The following is a 17,373-nucleotide window of genomic DNA, read 5'->3' on the forward strand; positions in this document are numbered from 1 at the left end:
CGATGGAGCATTTCACGCTTGAACCGCTGGCCGCCCGTCACGGCGACTGCCTGTTGCTGCACTACGGTCCGGCTGCCGCACCCGGCACGATCCTGATCGATGGGGGGCCCTCCCAGGTCTATGGCAAGACGCTCAAGCCCCGTCTTAAGACGCTGAAGGCAAAGCGCCCGGGCGGCGCCTTCGCGATCGACCTGCTGGTCGTCAGCCATATCGACGACGACCATATCCGCGGCATCATCGACTTCACCGAGGACTGGCGCGACGCGAAGACCGATCACCGCCCCTGGGACTGGCCAATACGCCAACTCTGGCACAACAGCTTCGAACGGATCGCCGGCGGCAATCCCAATGATGTCAGGGCATCGGTACTCGCCTCTTTCGGTACGCAGAATTTCGGCGACATCGCTGCGCTCGATACGGACAATGAAAACGAGCACGCGGCGTTCAAGATATTGGCGAGCGTCGGTCAGGGCGCGCAGTTGCGCAATGACGCGAAATTGCTCGATATTCCGACGAATCAGGGATTTGACGGCCTGGTCCAGCCGGGTGCAGACCCTAGCCAGCCCGTTCCGTTCGGGGATCAGCTTCGGCTTCATGTCGTTGGCCCATTGTCCGACCAACTCAAGGCGCTACGCGACAAGTTCGCCCAGGAATTACCCAAGGGACCGGCTGCGTCGCTCGCGGCCTATTCGGACACATCAATCCCGAACCTGTCGAGTATCGTGCTGCTGGCCACGTATCGCGACAAGTCGATACTCCTCACCGGAGATGCGCGCGGGGACTATATCCTGACCGGGCTGGGGAATGCCGGGTTGCTCGATCAGGGCAGGCTGCATGTCGACATCCTCAAGATGCAGCACCATGGCAGCGACCGGAATACGGCGGGGGAATTCTTCGAGCGGGTGACGGCGGATCACTATGTCGCGTCGGCAAGCGGCAAATATGAGAATCCGGATCGCGCGACGTTCGAGATGCTGGTCGGGGCGCGGCCAAAGGAGGATCGCTATACCATCCACCTGACCGGCGAGGTGGCCGATATCGACGTGCTCCGCGCGAAGGAACGCGCCACCACGCGGGATCAACAGGCAAGGGATCACAAGCCTTTGTCGCCCCAATGGGACGACGCCACGGACAGCCTCGCGGCATTCTTCTCTCGCGCCGGGCAGGACGGATACAAATTCACGGTGCAGACGCCAGCGCTTCACCCGGCGCCGATCGATCTCCTTGATCCGATCGGTTTCTAAGCCGCGCCGGGGGAATGGATCCTAGCTCCATGCGCGTTGCCGCGACCGGCACGGCTACCTATCTTCAACTGCGATCGCTGGCGTGACGGATGCGACAGCCATCCGCACGTTGCGCAGGAGGATCTGATGGAACAGGCCGACACTCCGCGAACCGACCCACCGCTGCCGGACGATCCCAAGCCGCCTGCCGATCTCGACCGCTGGCTCGACGAGGCACTGGAGGATACTTTCCCCGCCAGCGACCCGGTCGCGCCTCGAAAGGTCTCGAAGGTCACTCCGGCTCGAAATTGTGCAGGATCACCGGGCGCGGGTTGAACGGGATACGCGTCGACATCGGCGTCAGCGGGCTGTTGCCGGCGCGATGCCAACGCCCCTTGGCAGCAGTGACGATATCGCCCTGGTCAGCCTCGAAATAGGGGAAACCCTCGATCTGATAGCCGATCCTGCCTTCCATAATGAACCAGAACTCGGTCCAGTCGACATGGAAATGCCCCTTGTTGGTCGCCGGCGGTACCGGCTGCGCCTTGCCGCGCAGGATGTTCGAGGTGAAGTGATCGTCCCACACGAACTTGCCGTTATACGTCTTGTCGCCGACCGCGATATCCTTTTGGAAATCAACCCAGATCGGGTTGCTCGTCCCGCCCGTGGCGATCGTCGCGGGTCCCGGATTGCCGCGCACCTTTACATAGGTGCGGCCCGGATAGGCCTCCGGCGTTTCGGATAGCGGGAAGAGCGGCGGCGAGCCGGCCTGGCGCACCTCGAAGCGCAGCGACGGCTTATCGCCCACCGTCTCGATCGCATAGAGATGGCGGAACGGCACGCTGACCATGAAGCCCTTGGTCGCGACAAACGGCTCGACGCCGTCGATCGTCACCTTCATCGATCCGTCCTGCACGATCCAGGCGACCCGGTCGTCAGCGTACATGCGCGCCCTGGTCTTTTTGCCGGCGCCCAGCGAGATATAGTCCGCATCCTGTTCCCGGTTGCGGATGATCGGCTGAACCCAGTCAGTCCTGCCGCGATGCGCGGCGAGGATTTCGGACAGTTTCCAATGAACCTTGTTCGGCGCCACATAGGGGGTCGGCGTGGTCGGCTTGGCCGACCAGTAGTTCTCCGGGATCTTCGGCGCGGCCGGCATTGGTTCGGTCTGCGGCACGAATTGCGCGGCTGCCACGCAGGCAGTCGTGACCGCGACGGCAGCCGCACCAAGATAGAACAGGACCTTCATCGCATTCCCCCTCCAACGGCGTTGCCCGCCCTTGGAGGTAGGATGCATGATATCAATATTGCATGCAAGATGTCCGAACAATCCTCGACGAAAGATCAGGCACCCCGGTCGAGCATCCTGATGATGCCGGAAAAATCCAGCCCGCCCTGCCCTTCGTCCGCGAACTTCTCGTAGAGTTCGGCAGCCTTCGCGCCCATCGGCGTATCGGCGTGCGCGCCCGCCGCCGCTTCCATCGCGAGGCGCAGGTCCTTGAGCATCAGCGCTGTCGCGAAGCCGCCCTGATAATCGTGATCGGCCGGCGTGTCCGGGCCGACGCCGGGTAGCGGAGCGTAGCTGGTCATCGACCAGCTCTGGCCCGACGAGACCGAGGAGATATCGAAGAATTTCTGCGGATCGAGCCCGAGCTTCTGCGCAAGCAGGAAAGCCTCGCACGTCGCGACCATGGTCGCGCCGAGCAGCATGTTGTTGGCGATCTTCGCGGTCTGGCCGGTGCCGCTTGGGCCGGCATGGATCACCGCCTTGCCCATGTCGGACAGGAAAGGCTCGGCCCGGTCGAACGCCTCCGCGCTGCCGCCGACCATGAAGGTAAGCGTGCCCGCATTGGCCGCACCGATGCCGCCGGAAACGGGCGCGTCGACCGCCGTCAGGCCCCTGGCCAGCGCTGCTTCGCCGACGCGCTTGGCGGTGGCGACGTCGATCGTCGAGCAATCGATCAGGATCGCCGACGCGGGGGCAGTGCCGAACAGGCTCTCGCTATAGACCTGCTCCACATGCTTGCCCGCGGGCAGCATAGTGATGATCGCCTCCGCACCATCGGCCGCTTCTTCCGCGCTGGCCACGGGCAGGCAGCCCGCTGCCTTCGCACGCTCCAGCGCTTCCGCGGAGAGATCGAAGGCGCGAACGTCATGCCCCTTCTTTGCCAGGTTCGCGGCCATGCCGCCGCCCATGTTGCCGAGGCCGATGAATCCTACGCGTGCCATATTATTTTCCCGTCCAGTTACCGGGGCGCTTCTCCACGAACGCCGCCATGCCTTCCTTCTGATCCGCCGTACCGAACAGGCCGTGGAACAGGCGCCGTTCGAACTGCACGCCCATGGCGAGCCCCGTCTCGAACGCTGCGTTGACCATCTCCTTGTTGGCCTTCACCGCGAGCGGCGCCATCGAGGCGATCGTGGCGGCGGTCTTCACCGCTTCCTCGACCAGGTCGGCAGCCGGGACGATGCGACTGACGAGACCAGCGCGTTCAGCCTCCTCGGCGCCCATCATCCGGCCGGTCAGGCACATCTCCATCGCCTTGGCCTTGCCCACCGCACGCGTCAGGCGCTGCGAGCCGCCCATGCCGGGGCCGACGGCGAGCTTGATCTCGGGCTGGCCGAACTTGGCGGTGTCGGCGGCAAGGATGAAGTCGCACATCATCGCCAGCTCACAGCCGCCGCCAAGCGCGAAGCCGGCGACCGCGGCGATGATCGGTTTGCGCGTCGCCGTGAACTTCTCCCAGCCGGCGAAGAAATTGTGGCCGTACATCTCGGCAAAGCCCTGGGCCTGCATCTCCTTGATGTCGGCGCCGGCGGCGAAGGCCTTTTCATTGCCGGTGACGACGGCACAGCCCTGGCTTTCATCGGCATCGAACGCGGCCGCCGCAGCGATCAGGTCGGCGAGCACCTGGCTGTTGAGCGCGTTCAACGCCTGGGGCCGGTTGAGCGTGATCAGCGTGACGGCGCCGCGCTGTTCGACGAGGAGGGTTTCATACTCTGCCATGGAAGGTTCCTTATGCGGGGGTCCACGCCTCGCCATCGGGCAAGGGCGCGAAGATCTGGTCGATGACGTGATCGGTGACGCCTTCGGGCGTCGGCGGATCCCATCGCGGCGCATTGTCCTTGTCGACGATCACCGCGCGGACGCCTTCGAGGAAATCGTGGCGCTGCACGACATGCGCGCCGACGGCATATTCCTGGCGCATCTCGTCCTCGAAAGTCGGCATCATCGCGCCTTCGTGGAGCAAGCGCAGCGAGACCTTCATCGTCTGCGGCGACTTGGTGCGCAACGTGGCGAGTTGAGCTTGTGCCCATTCGCCGGGATCGGCCTCCAGCGCGGCGAAGATATCCTCCAGCACGTCGGACGCGAACAGCCGGTCGATCGCGTCGCGATGCGCCAGGATGCGAGCATCCGGGGCAGGGGTCGACAGCTCATCGAGAATCACGGCGATCCGCTGGGGCTCCGCGGCGATCCGGGCCTTGGCCGCGTCCAGTCGGTCGCTCGGCAGGTAGTGGCTGGCCAGGCCCAGCGCGAGGCACTCAGCACCATCGAGACGATGGCCGGTCAGCGCGAGATATTGCCCGATGCGACCCGGCAAGCGCGAGAGATACCAGCCACCGCCGACATCCGGGAACAGGCCGATCCCCGTCTCCGGCATGGCGAGCCGGGTATTCTCCGTCGCCACGCGATATTTCGCCGGCTGCGACAGGCCGACGCCACCCCCCATGGTGATGCCGTCCATGAAGGCCACGATCGGCTTGGCATAGGTGAACAGCCGGTGGTTCATGCGATATTCGGTGTGGAAGAAGGCGCGTGCTTCAACGCCATCCTTCGCGCCGCTCTCCGCCAGCATGCGGATATCACCGCCTGCGCAGAAACCACGACCCTCGGCATGGTCGATCAGCACCGCCTCGACATCGGGATCGGTGCGCCAGCCGTCCAGCGCATCGAGGATCGCGGCGCACATCGCGGTATTGAGCGCGTGGATCGCCTTGGGTCGATTGAGCCGGATACGCGCAGCCTTGCCGTCGTGCTGGGTGAGGACGTCGTTGGTCATTGCCGTGTCAGGTCCCGGCCGACGATCATGCGCATCACCTGGTTGGTCCCTTCCAGGATCGAATGGACGCGCAGGTCGCGCCAGAAGCGTTCGATCGGATAGTCCATCAGATAGCCATAGCCGCCATGGAGCTGCAACGCGCGGTCGGCCACCGACGATCCGGTGTCAGTGGCGAGGCGCTTGGCCATCGCGGCGAACTTGGTCTTGTCGGGCGCGTTGGCCGTCACCTTGGCCGCCGCCATGTACAGCAGCGCCCGCGCCGCCTCGAGCTCGGTCGCCATGTCGGCGAGCATGAACTGGGTGTTCTGGAAATCGGCGATGGCAGTACCGAACTGCTTGCGGTCCTTGGTGTAGTTGATCGCCTCGTCAAGGCAGCGCTGTGCACCGCCGAGCGAGCAGGCGCCGATGTTGAGCCGCCCCCCGTCAAGGCCCATCATCGCGATGCGGAACCCCTCGCCCTCGGCGCCGACCAGATTCTCCTTCGGCACGCGGACGCCGTCGAACATCACCTGAGCGGTCGGTTGCGAATGCCAGCCGAGCTTGCGCTCGTTCGCGCCGAAGCTGACGCCCGCCATGCCCTTCTCGATCACCAGGCACGAGATGCCTTTCGGCCCCTCCTCGCCAGTGCGGACCATGGTGACGTAGATCTCGTTCTCGCCGCCTCCCGAGATGAACTGCTTGGAACCGCTGACGATATAGTCGTCGCCGTCCCTGACCGCCTTCGTTTTGAGCGCAGCGGCGTCGGAGCCCGAGCCGGGCTCGGTCAGGCAATAGCTGGCGATCTCGTCCATCGTAACCAGGCGCGGAAGGTATTTGTCCTTCACCGCCTGACTGCCGAAGCGGTCGATCATCCAGGACGCCATGTTGTGGATCGAGATGAAGGCCGAGGTGGAGGCGCAGCCATAGGCCATCGCCTCCATGATCAGCGCCGATTCCAGCCGGCCGAGATTGATGCCGCCACTTTCTTCCGAGACGTAGATCGAGGCGAAGCCGAGCTCGGCCGCCGCCTTGATCGTCTCGCGCGGGAAGATGTGCTTCTCGTCCCATTCCGCCGCGAAGGGCGTGATGCGGTCGGCGGTGAACTTGCGCGCGAGATCCTGGATCTCGCGCTGGTCGTCGGTGATGTCGAATTGCTGGGTCATGCGGGTGTTCCTGAGAGAAAAGCCTAGGCCGCCTTGGCGGTGACGTCGGGACAGGCGCGATGCGGCCTCCTGTTGCGGTCGCGGCATTGTCGATGCCGATCGGTGAGCGCCACGATCGCGGGCGGCTGGTGCATCACGCGTTCGTTGAACAACGCGCCGGCGATGCGGGCGTCGTTGCGGCCGTACCAGCGTGGGCCGGGGATGCCCTTTGCCCATGCCATCGCCTCGGACAGGGTGCCGTTCGAGGTCGGGACATTGGGCTCGCTGTGATAGATCGGGTCGCGATAGGCCGCGTCGGCCGTCACGATCCGCCACCCGTTGTTGCGCAGCGCCTCGACAAGATCGCCGATATAGCGCGCGGCGAGATCGGTCTCGTGCAGCAGCATCATGTGCGCGGGCGAGCGGCCGATGGTCTTGCGCATCAGCCTGTCGGAGAATTCCGCCGACTGGACCATCGTCTCGATATAGAGGTCGTGGAGCGCATCCTCGTCGATCGGCTTGCCCGCCCTCGCCGCCTCAAGCGTCAGGCGTTCGAGATACCAGTCCGATCCGTCGATCGTCACCGCACCCACCAGAAGCCCCCGCGCCTTAAGTCCGTCAAGCACCGCGCGGCGCTTGGCCCGATCCGCGCCACCCTGGTTGAGCCCGGGAAAGCGGAACCAGGGACGATAGCCCGGCTGATGTTTCAACCATGCCTCGGCCTGGTCGACATCGGCGAGGAACGCCGCGGCCGGCACGGCGGCGAGGCTGCGGTGCGAGAAGCTGTGATCGGCCAGCACATGCCCGGCGGCGGCATAGGCCTCGATCAGATCGAGCGACCCGTCCTTCGCGCCGACGCGGCCTGGATTGACGAAGAAGGCCGTCTGGGTGACGCCCGATGCCCTGAGCGCGGCGATCAGGCGCTCGGTGCGCTCCTCCCTCGAATAGAAGGCGCCGGGCGCGCGGGGGATATCGTCGAAGCTGAGGGCGATCGTCTTTTGCAGCGCGGAGGCCTTGGCGACAGCGCGGGGCGCGTCGACGGCGCCGCCGATCGGCAGCATCACGCCGACGAGCGCAACGACGGTCAGGAGCGCCCGCAGCGCGATCATCTCAGCATCCCCGTTCATCATTTCCGGACACCGGAAGGGGTCTATCGCGCTTGTTGGAGAATTCCCACAGGCGCGATGGACGGGGTTTCGCGAGCGGGCCATAACGGTACCGATATGACGCGGCTGATGCTTCTGGACACGGTGATGCGGATGCTGGCGATCGGCCAGCTGCTGCTGATCGCGCTGGTGATCGGGCGCGGGCGGGCGCCGAGGCCGATCCGCATCGCAACGGCCATGCTGCTGCTTGGCGTCTGCTGTTACCTGACGCTGGCGACCCAGCTTTTCCGGCCGACCGAAGGGCCGTTCTGGGCGGTCGTCCAGCTCATGGCGCAGTCGGTGCCGCTGCTGCTGTGGATCTTCGCGCATCTGCTGTTCGAGCGCGCGATCGACCGGCGGGCGCTGATCGCCGGCATCGCGGTGACCGTCGGATGCTGGGCCTGCTTCTTCTTCGCCCAATATGCCGATGCGAGCATGCGATTCTGGATAGCGCTGATTCAACGCTGCGTTTCGCTGGTCTTCATCGGCCATGCCATCCTGATCGCGATTCGCGAGCGGGGCGACGACCTGATCGAGAAGCGCCGCCAGCTTCGCGTCGGATTCGTCATCGTGGTCGGCGTGCTGGCCTTCATCGTGATCGCGCTCGAAATGTTCTTCGGATTCCGCCGCGCAGGACCCGACATCGCCATCGCGCAGGCGACCGCCATCCTGATCGCGACCACCGCCATGGGCGTCGCCTTGCTGCAGAGCGACCCCGAACTGCTGTTCGACCCCGCCCAGCCCGAACCGGCCCCTGCCCCGAGCTTCAGTCCGTCCGAGCATGTGCTCAATCGCAAGCTGGAAACGGCCATCGCCGAAACCATCTACCGCGAGCCGGGCCTCAGCATCGGGGCGTTGGCCGAGCTGCTCGAAACGCCCGAGCACCGGCTGCGCAGCCTGATCAACCAGCGGCTGGGCTATCGCAATTTCTCGGCCTTCCTCAACCATCACCGGATCGACGAGGCCAAGGCACTGCTGGTCGACCCGCGGCATGTCGACCTGCCCATCCTGACGATCGCGATGGACCTGGGCTATGGCTCGCTTGCCCCGTTCAACCGGGCTTTTCGCGAGACCGTCGGCCAGTCGCCGAGCGAATATCGCCGCGCCAACATCGTGCGGAACTGAAAAAACGCGATCGATTCCGGAATCGATCGGCATTTTTCGGGCCGGCGCAGCAGCGGAAGACGCAACGGGATAGGCAGGCCACCGAAGGAAATTGACCGGAGCACCCCCGTGATTGGCACAGTGATCGGAACCCTGCAGACCCTCAGCGCGCATTGGCTGCACAGCTTCACCGTCGAGATGACGCGCTACCTGATCGGGGCCGCGGGCATCGCGCTTCTTTATTGGCTGCTGCGCCGCTGGACCGCGCCGCGCCGCATCCAGCAGCGCGCGGCCACCATAGCCGATCGTCGGCGCGAGCTGACGCTGTCGGTGCAGACGATCGCGGTTTTCGGCGTGGTCGACCTGATCGCCTTCGCGCTGATCGCCGGCGGCGTGATCGCCATCGCGCGCGATTTCAATCCGTGGATGATCGCGGTGCAAGTGGTCGCGCTGGTCATCGCGCATGATGCCTATTTCTACTGGATGCACCGCGGGCTGCATCTCCGCGCGATGTTCCGCCGGGCGCATGCCGCGCATCACCAGTCGCGCACGCCGACGTCCTGGGCGGCCTATGCCTTCGCGCCGATCGAAGCGGTGTTCGAGTCGCTCTACGTGCCGATCGCCCTGCTGCTCCTGTCGCTGTTCGGACCGATCCATCCGCTCGCCATCTTCATCTTCCTCGGCCACCAGATCGCCCGCAACGCGATCGGCCATTCGGGGCATGAACTGGCATGGCCCGGCTTCACGACGTCGCCCTGGACCGGATGGCTCACCACCACCACGCACCACGACCTGCACCACAGCGAAGGACGGCACAATTTCGGCCTCTACTTCACCTGGTGGGACCGGTGGATGGGCACCGAGCATCCGAAATATCATGCGCGGTTCGAGAGCGTGGCGGCCCGGAAATCGCTCGAAGCAAGCCCGGCCACCGCCTGACCATCGTCGCCACGGACCCTGACGGGCCCGTGGCACGCGAGACCGAGACAGCCGGCCAAGCGCCTCACCCCATGGTCGGGATGACGAAGGCATTGGCGGCATCGCCCACACCACCGTCCGGCCAGCGCTGCGTGATCGTCTTGACCTTGGTCCAGAACTTCACGCCTTCCATGCCGTGCTGGTTGGTGTCGCCGAACGCGGAGCGCTTCCAGCCGCCAAAGGTGTGATAGGCGACCGGCACCGGGATCGGCACGTTGATGCCGACCATGCCGACATTGACGCGCGCCGCGAATTCGCGCGCGGCATGGCCGTTGCGGGTGAAGATGGCGACGCCGTTGCCATATTGATGCTCGCTCGGCAGGCGCAACGCATGCTCGAAATCGTCGGCGCGGACGATCTGCAGCACGGGGCCGAAAATCTCTTCCTTGTATGCCTGCATGTCGGGCGTGACATGATCGAACAGCGACGGGCCGATGAAGAAGCCCTTTTCATGGCCCTGCAATTCGAAGCCACGGCCATCGACGACCAGTTCGGCGCCCTCGTCGACGCCGGTCTGGATCCAGTTCTCGATACGCTGCTTGTGCGCCGCGTTCACCACCGGGCCGTAATGCGCATCATTGTCGGTCGAGACGCCGACGCGCAGCGCGTCGATCGCCGGGATCAGCTTTTCGCGGAGCGCGATGGCGGTCTTCTCGCCGACCGGCACGACAACCGGGAGTGCCATGCAGCGCTCACCCGCCGAACCGAAGGCGGCGCCGGAGAGGTCGGCAACCACCTGGTCGAGATCGGCGTCGGGCATGACGATGCCGTGGTTCTTCGCCCCGCCCATCGCCTGGACGCGCTTTCCGGCGGCGACGCCGCGCGAATAGACATAATGCGCGATGTCGGACGAGCCGACAAAGCTGACCGCCGAGATGGCGGGATGATCGAGGATCGCGTCGACCATTTCCTTGTCGCCGTGCACGACCTGGAAGATGCCCTCCGGCAGGCCGGCCTCACGGAACAACTCGCCGAGGCGCACCGGCACCGACGGATCGCGCTCGCTCGGCTTGAGGATGAACGCGTTGCCGGTCGCGATGGCGACGCCGGACATCCACAGGGGGATCATCGCCGGGAAGTTGAACGGAGTGATGCCGGCGCCGATGCCGAGCGGCTGGCGCATCGAATAGACGTCGATGCCGGGGCCTGCGCCCTGGGTATATTCGCCCTTCAGCACATGCGGGATGCCGCAGCAGAATTCGATCACCTCGAGCCCACGCTGGATATCGCCGCGCGAATCCGCGACCACCTTGCCGTGCTCGGACGAGAGCAGATGGGCCAGTTCGTCCATGTGCTTCTCGACCAGCGCCTTGAAGGCGAACATCACCCGGGCGCGTCGCTGCGGGTTTGTGGCGGCCCAGGCAGGTTGCGCCTTTTGCGCGGCGGCGATGGCGGCATCGAGCACGGCTTGGTCGCCAAGCTGGACGGTCGCCTGGACCTGGCCGGTATTGGGGTTGAACACATCAGCCGTGCGGCCCGAACCGCCAGCGGAGAGGCCAGCGACGTGATGATCGATGAGGCGCATATCCAACCTTCCCAAAACTTTTGTGATCCCCCCTTACGCTCGGAGAATTTGCAGGCAAGGTGGATGGGGTGCATGTTGGGACTGCAATTATGCAGGGCGTGCGGCGTTTGGGATGAGCTTGGTGAGCTGACGATAGAATAGCTGCCGCACGTTCGAAGGAATGGCTGCTGGCGGACGGTTTCAATATACCGGTCAAATCTATCTCTCCGAGATGGGGATGTATTATTACAAAGCGCGAATTTATTCATCGAGGCTTGGGAGGTTTCTGCAGACCGATCCGATTGGGTACAAGGATCAGAACAATTTATACGCGTATGTGAGAAATGATCCTATTGGGGGACGCGATCCAACTGGGAGTTGCACCTTGGTCGGCAGGGTCGAGTACGGATTGTGTGGGACATCTACGCCCGCCAAGGGCTGGGTCGATCGCCGGCTTCAGGATCGATATTCGATGGCACCAAGCCTTGAGAAAGAGCTTGTTAGCAAAGCTATTCGCATTAAAGTACTGAAGCTAGGCAAAATGATAGGGTCTCTGGTGCTCATTATGAAGCACGTGACGGAAAGCTCGGCGGCGAATTGAAGTACGATCCCGCAGATACAGTACAATCCAGAACGTGGGACGGAAAAATTTACACCTATTCAGAAGCCGATTTAGCCGAACACGGATTATCCAATGTTAGGAATGATATCAGAGGCCTTCCGGGAGATGACGGAACCGGTAATCACGCTGGCTCCATCGACGCAGAGAACTCCCGCAGAGCGAGGTCGGGAGAAAGTGAATTTTTTAGGGCTAATACGACAACTGTTACAGTAAACGCGCGTCCACCAGAGAATCCAAATTTATGCCCCAGCAGCAATGGAGCCAACCCATCGTGCTAAACAGCTGGAACATTTGTTACAAACTATAGCACACTTGGACACAGTGACCATATTAACTTTAGTGCAATTTGGCCAAGAAAGTTATTTGGAGGCTTTTATATGATTGAACATCTTATCATGGCTGCAAACTTTTCCGCTGCCTCATTGCCGGCATTGGCATCTCAGGCTCCGGCTTGCACGGTTAGCATGGATATTAAAGTAATCGACGGCAATATTTATCAAATATCATCCATGGATGGATTCAGAAATGTTGTTCTGGATAAAACAACAGCCCGCATCTACAAAAATAAATCACTGAAAGGGCCGCACATTATTGCTTTCCCCCTTGGACTTATTGATTCTTCCGAAGGCCTCAAATACCACAGACTATTTCAAGCTAAAGTAGCGAGCGAAAAACCGTTTAACGGTATATACTTCTTTTGGGATGCTGTAAATAAAGGTGGGACTATAACGGGCGGAGTGATACAATTCGACGGCTTCACAATGAAGGAATACTGCAGAGGAATTGAGTTCCGGCGTTTTTGGTTCCGATGACAGTGCCTTTAATTGCCCCCATCCGGCGCTTATAGCACCCCAAGCCCATGGCACGACTGGCACGCGCGACCTTCCCAGGGCATCCCCACCATGTGACGCAGCGTGGCAACGGTCGTGCACAAACCTTTTTCGGCGACGAGGATTATGCGCTCAATCGCGATCTGCTCAGCGCGCACTGCGCGGCAGCCGGGGTCGAAAGCTGGTCCTGGGTGCTGATGCCGAACCCGGCGCCAGCCTGGCGCCACGAGCGGCGGACTGGCCATGGTCGAGCGTTCACGCCCATCTCGGCTGCTTCGACGATGGCATCACGGCGCGCGAACCCGTCATCGCGCGTTATCTGGATTTCGCCGCCCCCTCGCGGCTGGAGAGGATGAGGAGCGGCTGATACGATTGCGCAAGGCGGAACAGATCGGCCGGCCGATCAGCGATGCCACCTTTCTCGATCGGCTCAGAAATGAAGCAGGCCGATCCCTCAAGCCGGCAAGCCCAACTCCAAGCCGAGATAAATGCACCGTCACCGGAATCTAGGAAAGCGGCGAAATCACCCACGCGCCCCAGCCCCGGCGCCATGTCGACAAAACGGTCACCCTCGCCAGCGATATGCGCCGCCGCACTCGACCATCGCCAGTCCTCGGGCCGCTCGACGAGCCGCGCCCGGACCGGATTGAGCGCAACATAGCGCAACGCACCAACCAGATGCGCCTCGTCCATCGCGACCGAACTGAAACGGCCCTGCCACAGATGACCGGTCACCCGCATCCGCGCATTGATATAGCCGATATAGTGGCGGTGGACCGAGCGAAAGGTGCGACGCAACCCGTCCCCGTCAGCCGGCACGGCAATGATGTGGACATGATTGGGCATGAGGCAATACCCCCAGATCGCTGCCGCCTCGGCCAGAAGGTCGAGATACAGCGCATAGTCACTTTCCTCGAAGAACACGCGTTCGCGCCGGTTGCCCCGCTGCGTCACATGGTGCGGAAGGCCCGGAAGCATGATGCGGGGAAGCCGGGCCATATGGTCAGGCTGGCAACCAACCCCGCAAAGTAAAGGGACTGTTGCACGTGTCACCGTAATTCTGCCACCGTAATTCCACGGCGAACGGCGGCGCGGGGGTCGTTGTAGGAGTGGCTGGCGCCGGAGTTAACACCGGAATCTCGGGTCGGGCGCCCACCAGAAGAGAGTTGGCCAAAGCAGCTGTTATTGGCGGCATCGTGGGAGCCGCAGGCTCCGTGGCGGCGGATACTATTAAGGAAGGAGCTCGCGCCCTTGCAGAGAAAACGGGTGTTTCCATCGTGTCACCGCGCGGTACGGTGACCACTCCGGCACCAAACTCGCATACGGATGCCGCTGTTCGCGGAACAGCAAATGCCGTCGGAAACGCCAAGGCGAATGCCGGGCCGCTCGCTGACGCCGCGTGTCAAAGAACAGGAAAAAGCTAATGATAGGTAATGTAAAATTTAACCTTCTGCTCAGCCTTTTGACGATTACCGTTATGGGCGCACTAGGATTGATCATCGATATCGCAAGATTCTTTGTTTACAACTACCAGCAACACATTACGGAATATTTCACATTTACGATTTCCATGACTCTAATTGGATTAGTGATATCCGCGGCACAGGTGGTCAAATTTTACTTGAGCACGCGAGAGCGATGACACAGCCAAACTAGGGTCCGACCCATAAAGAGGATTCCGTGCTGGTCTTGATTATGATTCAACGGGCTGTGCGAGGAGGCGTTTGAGATGGCAGATTTCTTCTGGTTTCGGATGCGCAGTGGGCGCGGATCGAGCCGCTGTTGCCGACGGGTACGCGTGGCATGAAGCGGGTCGATGACAGGCGGGTGCTGTTTTGCGATTGATGCAGAGGAGGTAAAATTGAAATTTATACCCGTCATTGGATTGCTTCTTCTCTACGGAGCCTTCTCGTTGAGCGCGGCTGACGCACAGAGCCTTCCTGCCTACAAAGCCGGTTATCAATCGTATCTATGCCGACCCATCCGACGTGGTCCTGCAGCTCGATGGCACCGGCCCCTGTGGCGGCTCGCTTTTCCATATCCAGCGGACCGCAGTCAATTTTCATGAACTGACGTCGCTCATGTACACCGCCGCTTCGTTGAAGAAAACGGTCAATCTTTATGTTTCAAGCTGCAACGGCAATCGCAATATTATCGAGGTTGGCGACGTTTCGTTTTAATAACCCGGAATCGGGGTCATAGACATAGCGTCGTTGCACCACGCCGGAACCGCTGAACGAACGATTCGAGAGTGGAGTGGGTCAGCGCGTCAACTCTGCGAGCGCGGTGCGAATGAACATATCGGCCATTCACCCTGAACCTCCCCCGCTGAAGCCGGCGACGTGATGGCAAGCCGCCTGTCAAACCTCCCCTCACTCGCTTGGACCACCTGGCGACCCGGGGAATTTGCAGGCAAGCCGCCTGACGTGCATGTAGGGCCTGCAATTATGCAGCATGCGTGTCGTTCGCGACCAATGTCCCTTTTCGCGCTGCTTCCGGCATCAAGCGTGCCGCCGGTGCCTCGGACCGTTTGATGTGCGGCCCGATGGGCCCCGGAACAAGTCCGGGGTGACGGTGACGGACGGTTAGGGCGGGATGATCCGGCGGCACAAGGGGAGCGGGTTACGGCGTTATGTTCGATTGGGATGACCTGCGGATATTCCTGGCGGTGGCACGGTCGCGGCATCTTGCCTCCGCGGCGCGGTCGCTGGGGATGGATGCGACCACCGTGGGGCGGCGGTTGCGGCGGCTCGCATCCGCGCTTCAGTCCGAATTGTTCGAGGTCGAGGCGAGCGAGCGGCGGCTGACCGAGCAGGGGCAGGCGCTGTTCGCGCATGCCGAGACGATCGAGAGCACCGCGTTGCATGCGCTGGGCGAAGTGGGTGGCGGGTCCAACCAGGCGACCGGACATGTCCGGCTGAGCGTCGCCGAAGGAGTCGCCACCTGGGTGCTGGCGCCGTGCCTGCCGGAATTCCGCCGGCGCCATCCCGATATCCGGCTCGATCTCGTCACCGCATCGGGCTTCCTCAATCCCTCGAAGCGCGAGGCGGATATCGCGGTCATGATGGCCCGCCCCCGCCACGGCCGGCTGATCGCGGCGAAGCTCGCCGACTACCGGCTGAGGCTCTACGCGGCGACGCGCTATCTCGACGCGCATGGCCCGATCGGGTCGATCGAGGAACTGAGCGAGCATACGCTGATCGGGTACGTCCCCGAATTCCTCTATTCGCCCGAACTGGACTATCTCGGCGAGGTCGCGCCGGGGCTCGACGCCAATCTCCGCTCGACCAGCATCAACGTGCAGTATAGCGCCATCGCCAACGGCACCGGCATCGGCGTGCTGCCCAGCTTCATCGCCGACCAGGATCCAGGCCTTACCATGTTGTTCCCCGACCAGGTCGATATCGTGCGCAGCTTCTGGCTGGTGACACACAGCGACATGCGGCGGCTGGCGCGGATCGAGGCGGTGCTCGAATGGTTGAAGGAAGCCGCGACGGGCAGTCTGCGCCCGGCGGCCTTTGCGCCCGGGAGAAGGATATGAGCGTCGCATTCCGCCGCGAGAGCGATGAAGAGCACAAGGAACCGAAGTTCGAACTGCCGCTGCCGCCAGGGCCCAATCTGGTCACGGCGCGCGGCCGAGCGCTGATCGATGCGCGGGTGGCCGCGCTGGAGGGCGAGATCGCCGCCGAGGCCGACGACGCAGCGCGCGAAGTGCTGAAGCGTGAGCTGCGCTACTGGAACACGCGCCAGACCACCGCGATCCTGGCGCCCGAGCCCGATGGCGCGGAGGTCGCCTTCGGCACCAGCGTTACCTTCCGCCTCAACGGCGCGCTTCGCACTATCCGGATCGTCGGCAGCGACGAAGCCGATCCGGCCGCCGGTCGAATCGCCTTCACCGCCCCGCTGCCCAAGGCGATGATGGGCGCCGAGGCCGGCGAGCATCTCGACTATAACGGCACGCCCGATGCGATCGAGATCGTGACGATCAGCCGGGCGAGCAACGAACAAGATGAACGGGAGTAACCCGCCTGACATATTTTGCGACAATCCGAATCCTTGTCGATGCGGATGCATGCCCCGTAAAGGACGAGGTCTATAAAGTGGCCTTTCGCCACGAGGTGTCTGTGGCCATCGTCAGCAATTCCATCATGCGAATCCCGGTTCATCCGCTCGTCGAGCGGGTGATCGTGAACGATTCGTTCGATGCCGCCGACGACTGGATCGCCGAACGGGCCGACCCGTCAGCCGTCGTCGTGACTAGCGATATCCTGCTGGCCGACCGATGCCTCAAGGCCGGGGCCACCGTGATCGCCCCGACGGGCAAGCCCTTCACCACCAGCTCGATCGGGGCGGCGATCGCGACCCGCGCGATCATGGCCGACCTGCGCGCAGGCGGGGATGCGATCGGCGGACCCGCGCCATTTTCGAAGACCGACCGGTCCCGTTTCCTCTCGGCACTCGACCAGGCGCTGGTGTCGCTCAAGCGCAAGGTCCAGCCGTCATGAGCCAGGATAAATTCGAGCGTCATCGGCAGCCATGGACAAGCGACGAGATCCAGAAGCTCCATACTCTCGCGAAAAAAGGCATGGCGCTCAAGGCGATAGCCAAGGCGCTGAAGCGCAGCGAGGAATCCACTAAGGATCGCGCGAAGGCCGATGGCCTCTCTATCGCGAAACTTAGATAGGATATAGGATATACGACTAACAAAGCATTTGCCTGTTCCGCCCCGGGCGAGACAGGAACCAAGGGTTGAGGGACGGTGTTTGGCGCACTCCGCACGGGAGC

At 62.8% G+C, this 17,373-nt stretch carries 18 protein-coding genes and 1 pseudogene; 11 read left to right on the top strand and 8 right to left on the bottom strand.

Annotated elements, in window-relative coordinates; translation table 11 throughout:
* Nucleotides 1-2: 2 nt before the first annotated feature.
* Complete coding sequence (locus P0Y59_11895; GenBank protein ID WEK02348.1) at nucleotides 3-1,244, top strand: hypothetical protein; 1,242 nt, start codon at nucleotides 3-5, stop codon at nucleotides 1,242-1,244.
* A 271-nt stretch (nucleotides 1,245-1,515) separates the two neighbouring features.
* Here the strand turns inward: P0Y59_11895 and P0Y59_11900 are convergent, their stop codons facing one another.
* From P0Y59_11900 to P0Y59_11925, 6 genes are all read right to left on the bottom strand, one after another.
* Nucleotides 1,516-2,472, bottom strand: coding sequence for a hypothetical protein (locus P0Y59_11900; protein ID WEK02349.1), 957 nt, complete (start codon nucleotides 2,470-2,472; stop codon nucleotides 1,516-1,518).
* 95 nt (nucleotides 2,473-2,567) lie between these two features.
* The gene (gene mmsB / locus P0Y59_11905; GenBank protein ID WEK02555.1) at nucleotides 2,568-3,515 is read right to left on the bottom strand and encodes a 3-hydroxyisobutyrate dehydrogenase; all 948 of its coding nucleotides are present in this window, start codon (nucleotides 3,513-3,515) and stop codon (nucleotides 2,568-2,570) included.
* Complete coding sequence (locus P0Y59_11910) at nucleotides 3,454-4,230, bottom strand: enoyl-CoA hydratase (GenBank protein ID WEK02350.1); 777 nt, start codon at nucleotides 4,228-4,230, stop codon at nucleotides 3,454-3,456. Before P0Y59_11910 ends, mmsB begins: the two co-directional genes overlap by 62 nt.
* Nucleotides 4,231-4,240: 10 nt before the next feature.
* Nucleotides 4,241-5,284 carry an enoyl-CoA hydratase/isomerase family protein gene (locus P0Y59_11915; protein WEK02351.1) on the bottom strand — a complete coding sequence of 348 codons (1,044 nt, stop codon included), beginning with the start codon at nucleotides 5,282-5,284 and terminating at the stop codon, nucleotides 4,241-4,243.
* Nucleotides 5,281-6,426 (bottom strand): acyl-CoA dehydrogenase family protein, encoded by a 1,146-nt coding sequence (locus tag P0Y59_11920; protein WEK02352.1) that lies wholly within the window; start codon nucleotides 6,424-6,426, stop codon nucleotides 5,281-5,283. The genes P0Y59_11915 and P0Y59_11920 overlap by 4 nt, the downstream gene beginning before the upstream one ends.
* Nucleotides 6,427-6,449: 23 nt before the next feature.
* A complete protein-coding gene (locus tag P0Y59_11925) occupies nucleotides 6,450-7,532 on the bottom strand; it encodes a polysaccharide deacetylase family protein (GenBank protein ID WEK02353.1) in 1,083 nt (360 codons plus the stop codon).
* Between the two features lie 108 nt (nucleotides 7,533-7,640).
* Between P0Y59_11925 and P0Y59_11930 the strand changes: the two genes are divergently transcribed.
* Together P0Y59_11930 and P0Y59_11935 are read left to right on the top strand one after the other, a co-directional pair.
* Nucleotides 7,641-8,675, top strand: coding sequence for a helix-turn-helix domain-containing protein (locus tag P0Y59_11930; protein WEK02354.1), 1,035 nt, complete (start codon nucleotides 7,641-7,643; stop codon nucleotides 8,673-8,675).
* 120 nt (nucleotides 8,676-8,795) lie between these two features.
* Nucleotides 8,796-9,593 (top strand): sterol desaturase family protein, encoded by a 798-nt coding sequence (locus P0Y59_11935; protein ID WEK02355.1) that lies wholly within the window; start codon nucleotides 8,796-8,798, stop codon nucleotides 9,591-9,593.
* 64 nt (nucleotides 9,594-9,657) lie between these two features.
* Here the strand turns inward: P0Y59_11935 and P0Y59_11940 are convergent, their stop codons facing one another.
* Nucleotides 9,658-11,157 (bottom strand): CoA-acylating methylmalonate-semialdehyde dehydrogenase, encoded by a 1,500-nt coding sequence (locus P0Y59_11940; GenBank protein WEK02356.1) that lies wholly within the window; start codon nucleotides 11,155-11,157, stop codon nucleotides 9,658-9,660.
* A gap of 160 nt (nucleotides 11,158-11,317) precedes the next feature.
* On the opposite strand from P0Y59_11940, the gene P0Y59_11945 reads away from it, so the two are divergent.
* Nucleotides 11,318-11,737 carry an RHS repeat-associated core domain-containing protein gene (locus tag P0Y59_11945; GenBank protein ID WEK02357.1) on the top strand — a complete coding sequence of 140 codons (420 nt, stop codon included), beginning with the start codon at nucleotides 11,318-11,320 and terminating at the stop codon, nucleotides 11,735-11,737.
* Nucleotides 11,738-12,135: 398 nt separating this feature from the next.
* Nucleotides 12,136-12,570 (top strand): hypothetical protein, encoded by a 435-nt coding sequence (locus tag P0Y59_11950; protein WEK02358.1) that lies wholly within the window; start codon nucleotides 12,136-12,138, stop codon nucleotides 12,568-12,570.
* 333 nt (nucleotides 12,571-12,903) lie between these two features.
* Here the strand turns inward: P0Y59_11950 and P0Y59_11955 are convergent, their stop codons facing one another.
* A complete protein-coding gene (locus P0Y59_11955; GenBank protein ID WEK02359.1) occupies nucleotides 12,904-13,587 on the bottom strand; it encodes a transposase in 684 nt (227 codons plus the stop codon).
* A gap of 744 nt (nucleotides 13,588-14,331) precedes the next feature.
* Between P0Y59_11955 and P0Y59_11960 the strand changes: the two are divergent.
* The 6 genes and pseudogenes from P0Y59_11960 to P0Y59_11985 all read left to right on the top strand — a co-directional run bounded on the left by P0Y59_11960 (nucleotide 14,332) and on the right by P0Y59_11985 (nucleotide 17,272).
* Nucleotides 14,332-14,421: pseudogene (locus P0Y59_11960) on the top strand (IS5/IS1182 family transposase).
* 155 nt (nucleotides 14,422-14,576) lie between these two features.
* Nucleotides 14,577-14,768 carry a hypothetical protein gene (locus P0Y59_11965; GenBank protein ID WEK02360.1) on the top strand — a complete coding sequence of 64 codons (192 nt, stop codon included), beginning with the start codon at nucleotides 14,577-14,579 and terminating at the stop codon, nucleotides 14,766-14,768.
* Between the two features lie 452 nt (nucleotides 14,769-15,220).
* Entirely contained in the window at nucleotides 15,221-16,129 is a 909-nt protein-coding gene (locus P0Y59_11970; protein WEK02361.1) for a LysR family transcriptional regulator, read from the top strand.
* Nucleotides 16,126-16,611, top strand: coding sequence for a GreA/GreB family elongation factor (locus P0Y59_11975; protein WEK02362.1), 486 nt, complete (start codon nucleotides 16,126-16,128; stop codon nucleotides 16,609-16,611). Before P0Y59_11970 ends, P0Y59_11975 begins: the two co-directional genes overlap by 4 nt.
* Before the next feature lie 23 nt (nucleotides 16,612-16,634).
* Nucleotides 16,635-17,093 carry a YaiI/YqxD family protein gene (locus tag P0Y59_11980; GenBank protein WEK02556.1) on the top strand — a complete coding sequence of 153 codons (459 nt, stop codon included), beginning with the start codon at nucleotides 16,635-16,637 and terminating at the stop codon, nucleotides 17,091-17,093.
* Nucleotides 17,090-17,272, top strand: a complete 183-nt coding sequence (locus tag P0Y59_11985; GenBank protein WEK02363.1) for a hypothetical protein — start codon at nucleotides 17,090-17,092, stop codon at nucleotides 17,270-17,272. Before P0Y59_11980 ends, P0Y59_11985 begins: the two co-directional genes overlap by 4 nt.
* Nucleotides 17,273-17,373: the final 101 nt, after the last annotated feature.

It is taken from the genome of Candidatus Sphingomonas phytovorans (assembly GCA_029202385.1).
Taxonomy (GTDB): Bacteria; Pseudomonadota; Alphaproteobacteria; order Sphingomonadales; family Sphingomonadaceae; genus Sphingomonas; species Sphingomonas phytovorans.

Bases quoted from the DNA above. Each gene is read 5' to 3' on its own strand.
- P0Y59_11895 (WEK02348.1), top strand. From the start codon at position 3: ATGGAGCATTTCACGCTTGAACCGCTGGCCGCCCGTCACGGCGACTGC.
- P0Y59_11975 (WEK02362.1), top strand. From the start codon at position 16,126: ATGAGCGTCGCATTCCGCCGCGAGAGCGATGAAGAGCACAAGGAACCG.
- P0Y59_11985 (WEK02363.1), top strand. From the start codon at position 17,090: ATGAGCCAGGATAAATTCGAGCGTCATCGGCAGCCATGGACAAGCGAC.
- P0Y59_11950 (WEK02358.1), top strand. From the start codon at position 12,136: ATGATTGAACATCTTATCATGGCTGCAAACTTTTCCGCTGCCTCATTG.
- P0Y59_11915 (WEK02351.1), bottom strand. From the start codon at position 5,284: ATGACCAACGACGTCCTCACCCAGCACGACGGCAAGGCTGCGCGTATC.
- P0Y59_11930 (WEK02354.1), top strand. From the start codon at position 7,641: ATGCTTCTGGACACGGTGATGCGGATGCTGGCGATCGGCCAGCTGCTG.
- P0Y59_11925 (WEK02353.1), bottom strand. From the start codon at position 7,532: ATGAACGGGGATGCTGAGATGATCGCGCTGCGGGCGCTCCTGACCGTC.
- P0Y59_11970 (WEK02361.1), top strand. From the start codon at position 15,221: ATGTTCGATTGGGATGACCTGCGGATATTCCTGGCGGTGGCACGGTCG.
- P0Y59_11910 (WEK02350.1), bottom strand. From the start codon at position 4,230: ATGGCAGAGTATGAAACCCTCCTCGTCGAACAGCGCGGCGCCGTCACG.
- P0Y59_11945 (WEK02357.1), top strand. From the start codon at position 11,318: ATGGCTGCTGGCGGACGGTTTCAATATACCGGTCAAATCTATCTCTCC.
- P0Y59_11940 (WEK02356.1), bottom strand. From the start codon at position 11,157: ATGCGCCTCATCGATCATCACGTCGCTGGCCTCTCCGCTGGCGGTTCG.
- P0Y59_11900 (WEK02349.1), bottom strand. From the start codon at position 2,472: ATGAAGGTCCTGTTCTATCTTGGTGCGGCTGCCGTCGCGGTCACGACT.
- P0Y59_11920 (WEK02352.1), bottom strand. From the start codon at position 6,426: ATGACCCAGCAATTCGACATCACCGACGACCAGCGCGAGATCCAGGAT.
- P0Y59_11955 (WEK02359.1), bottom strand. From the start codon at position 13,587: ATGGCCCGGCTTCCCCGCATCATGCTTCCGGGCCTTCCGCACCATGTG.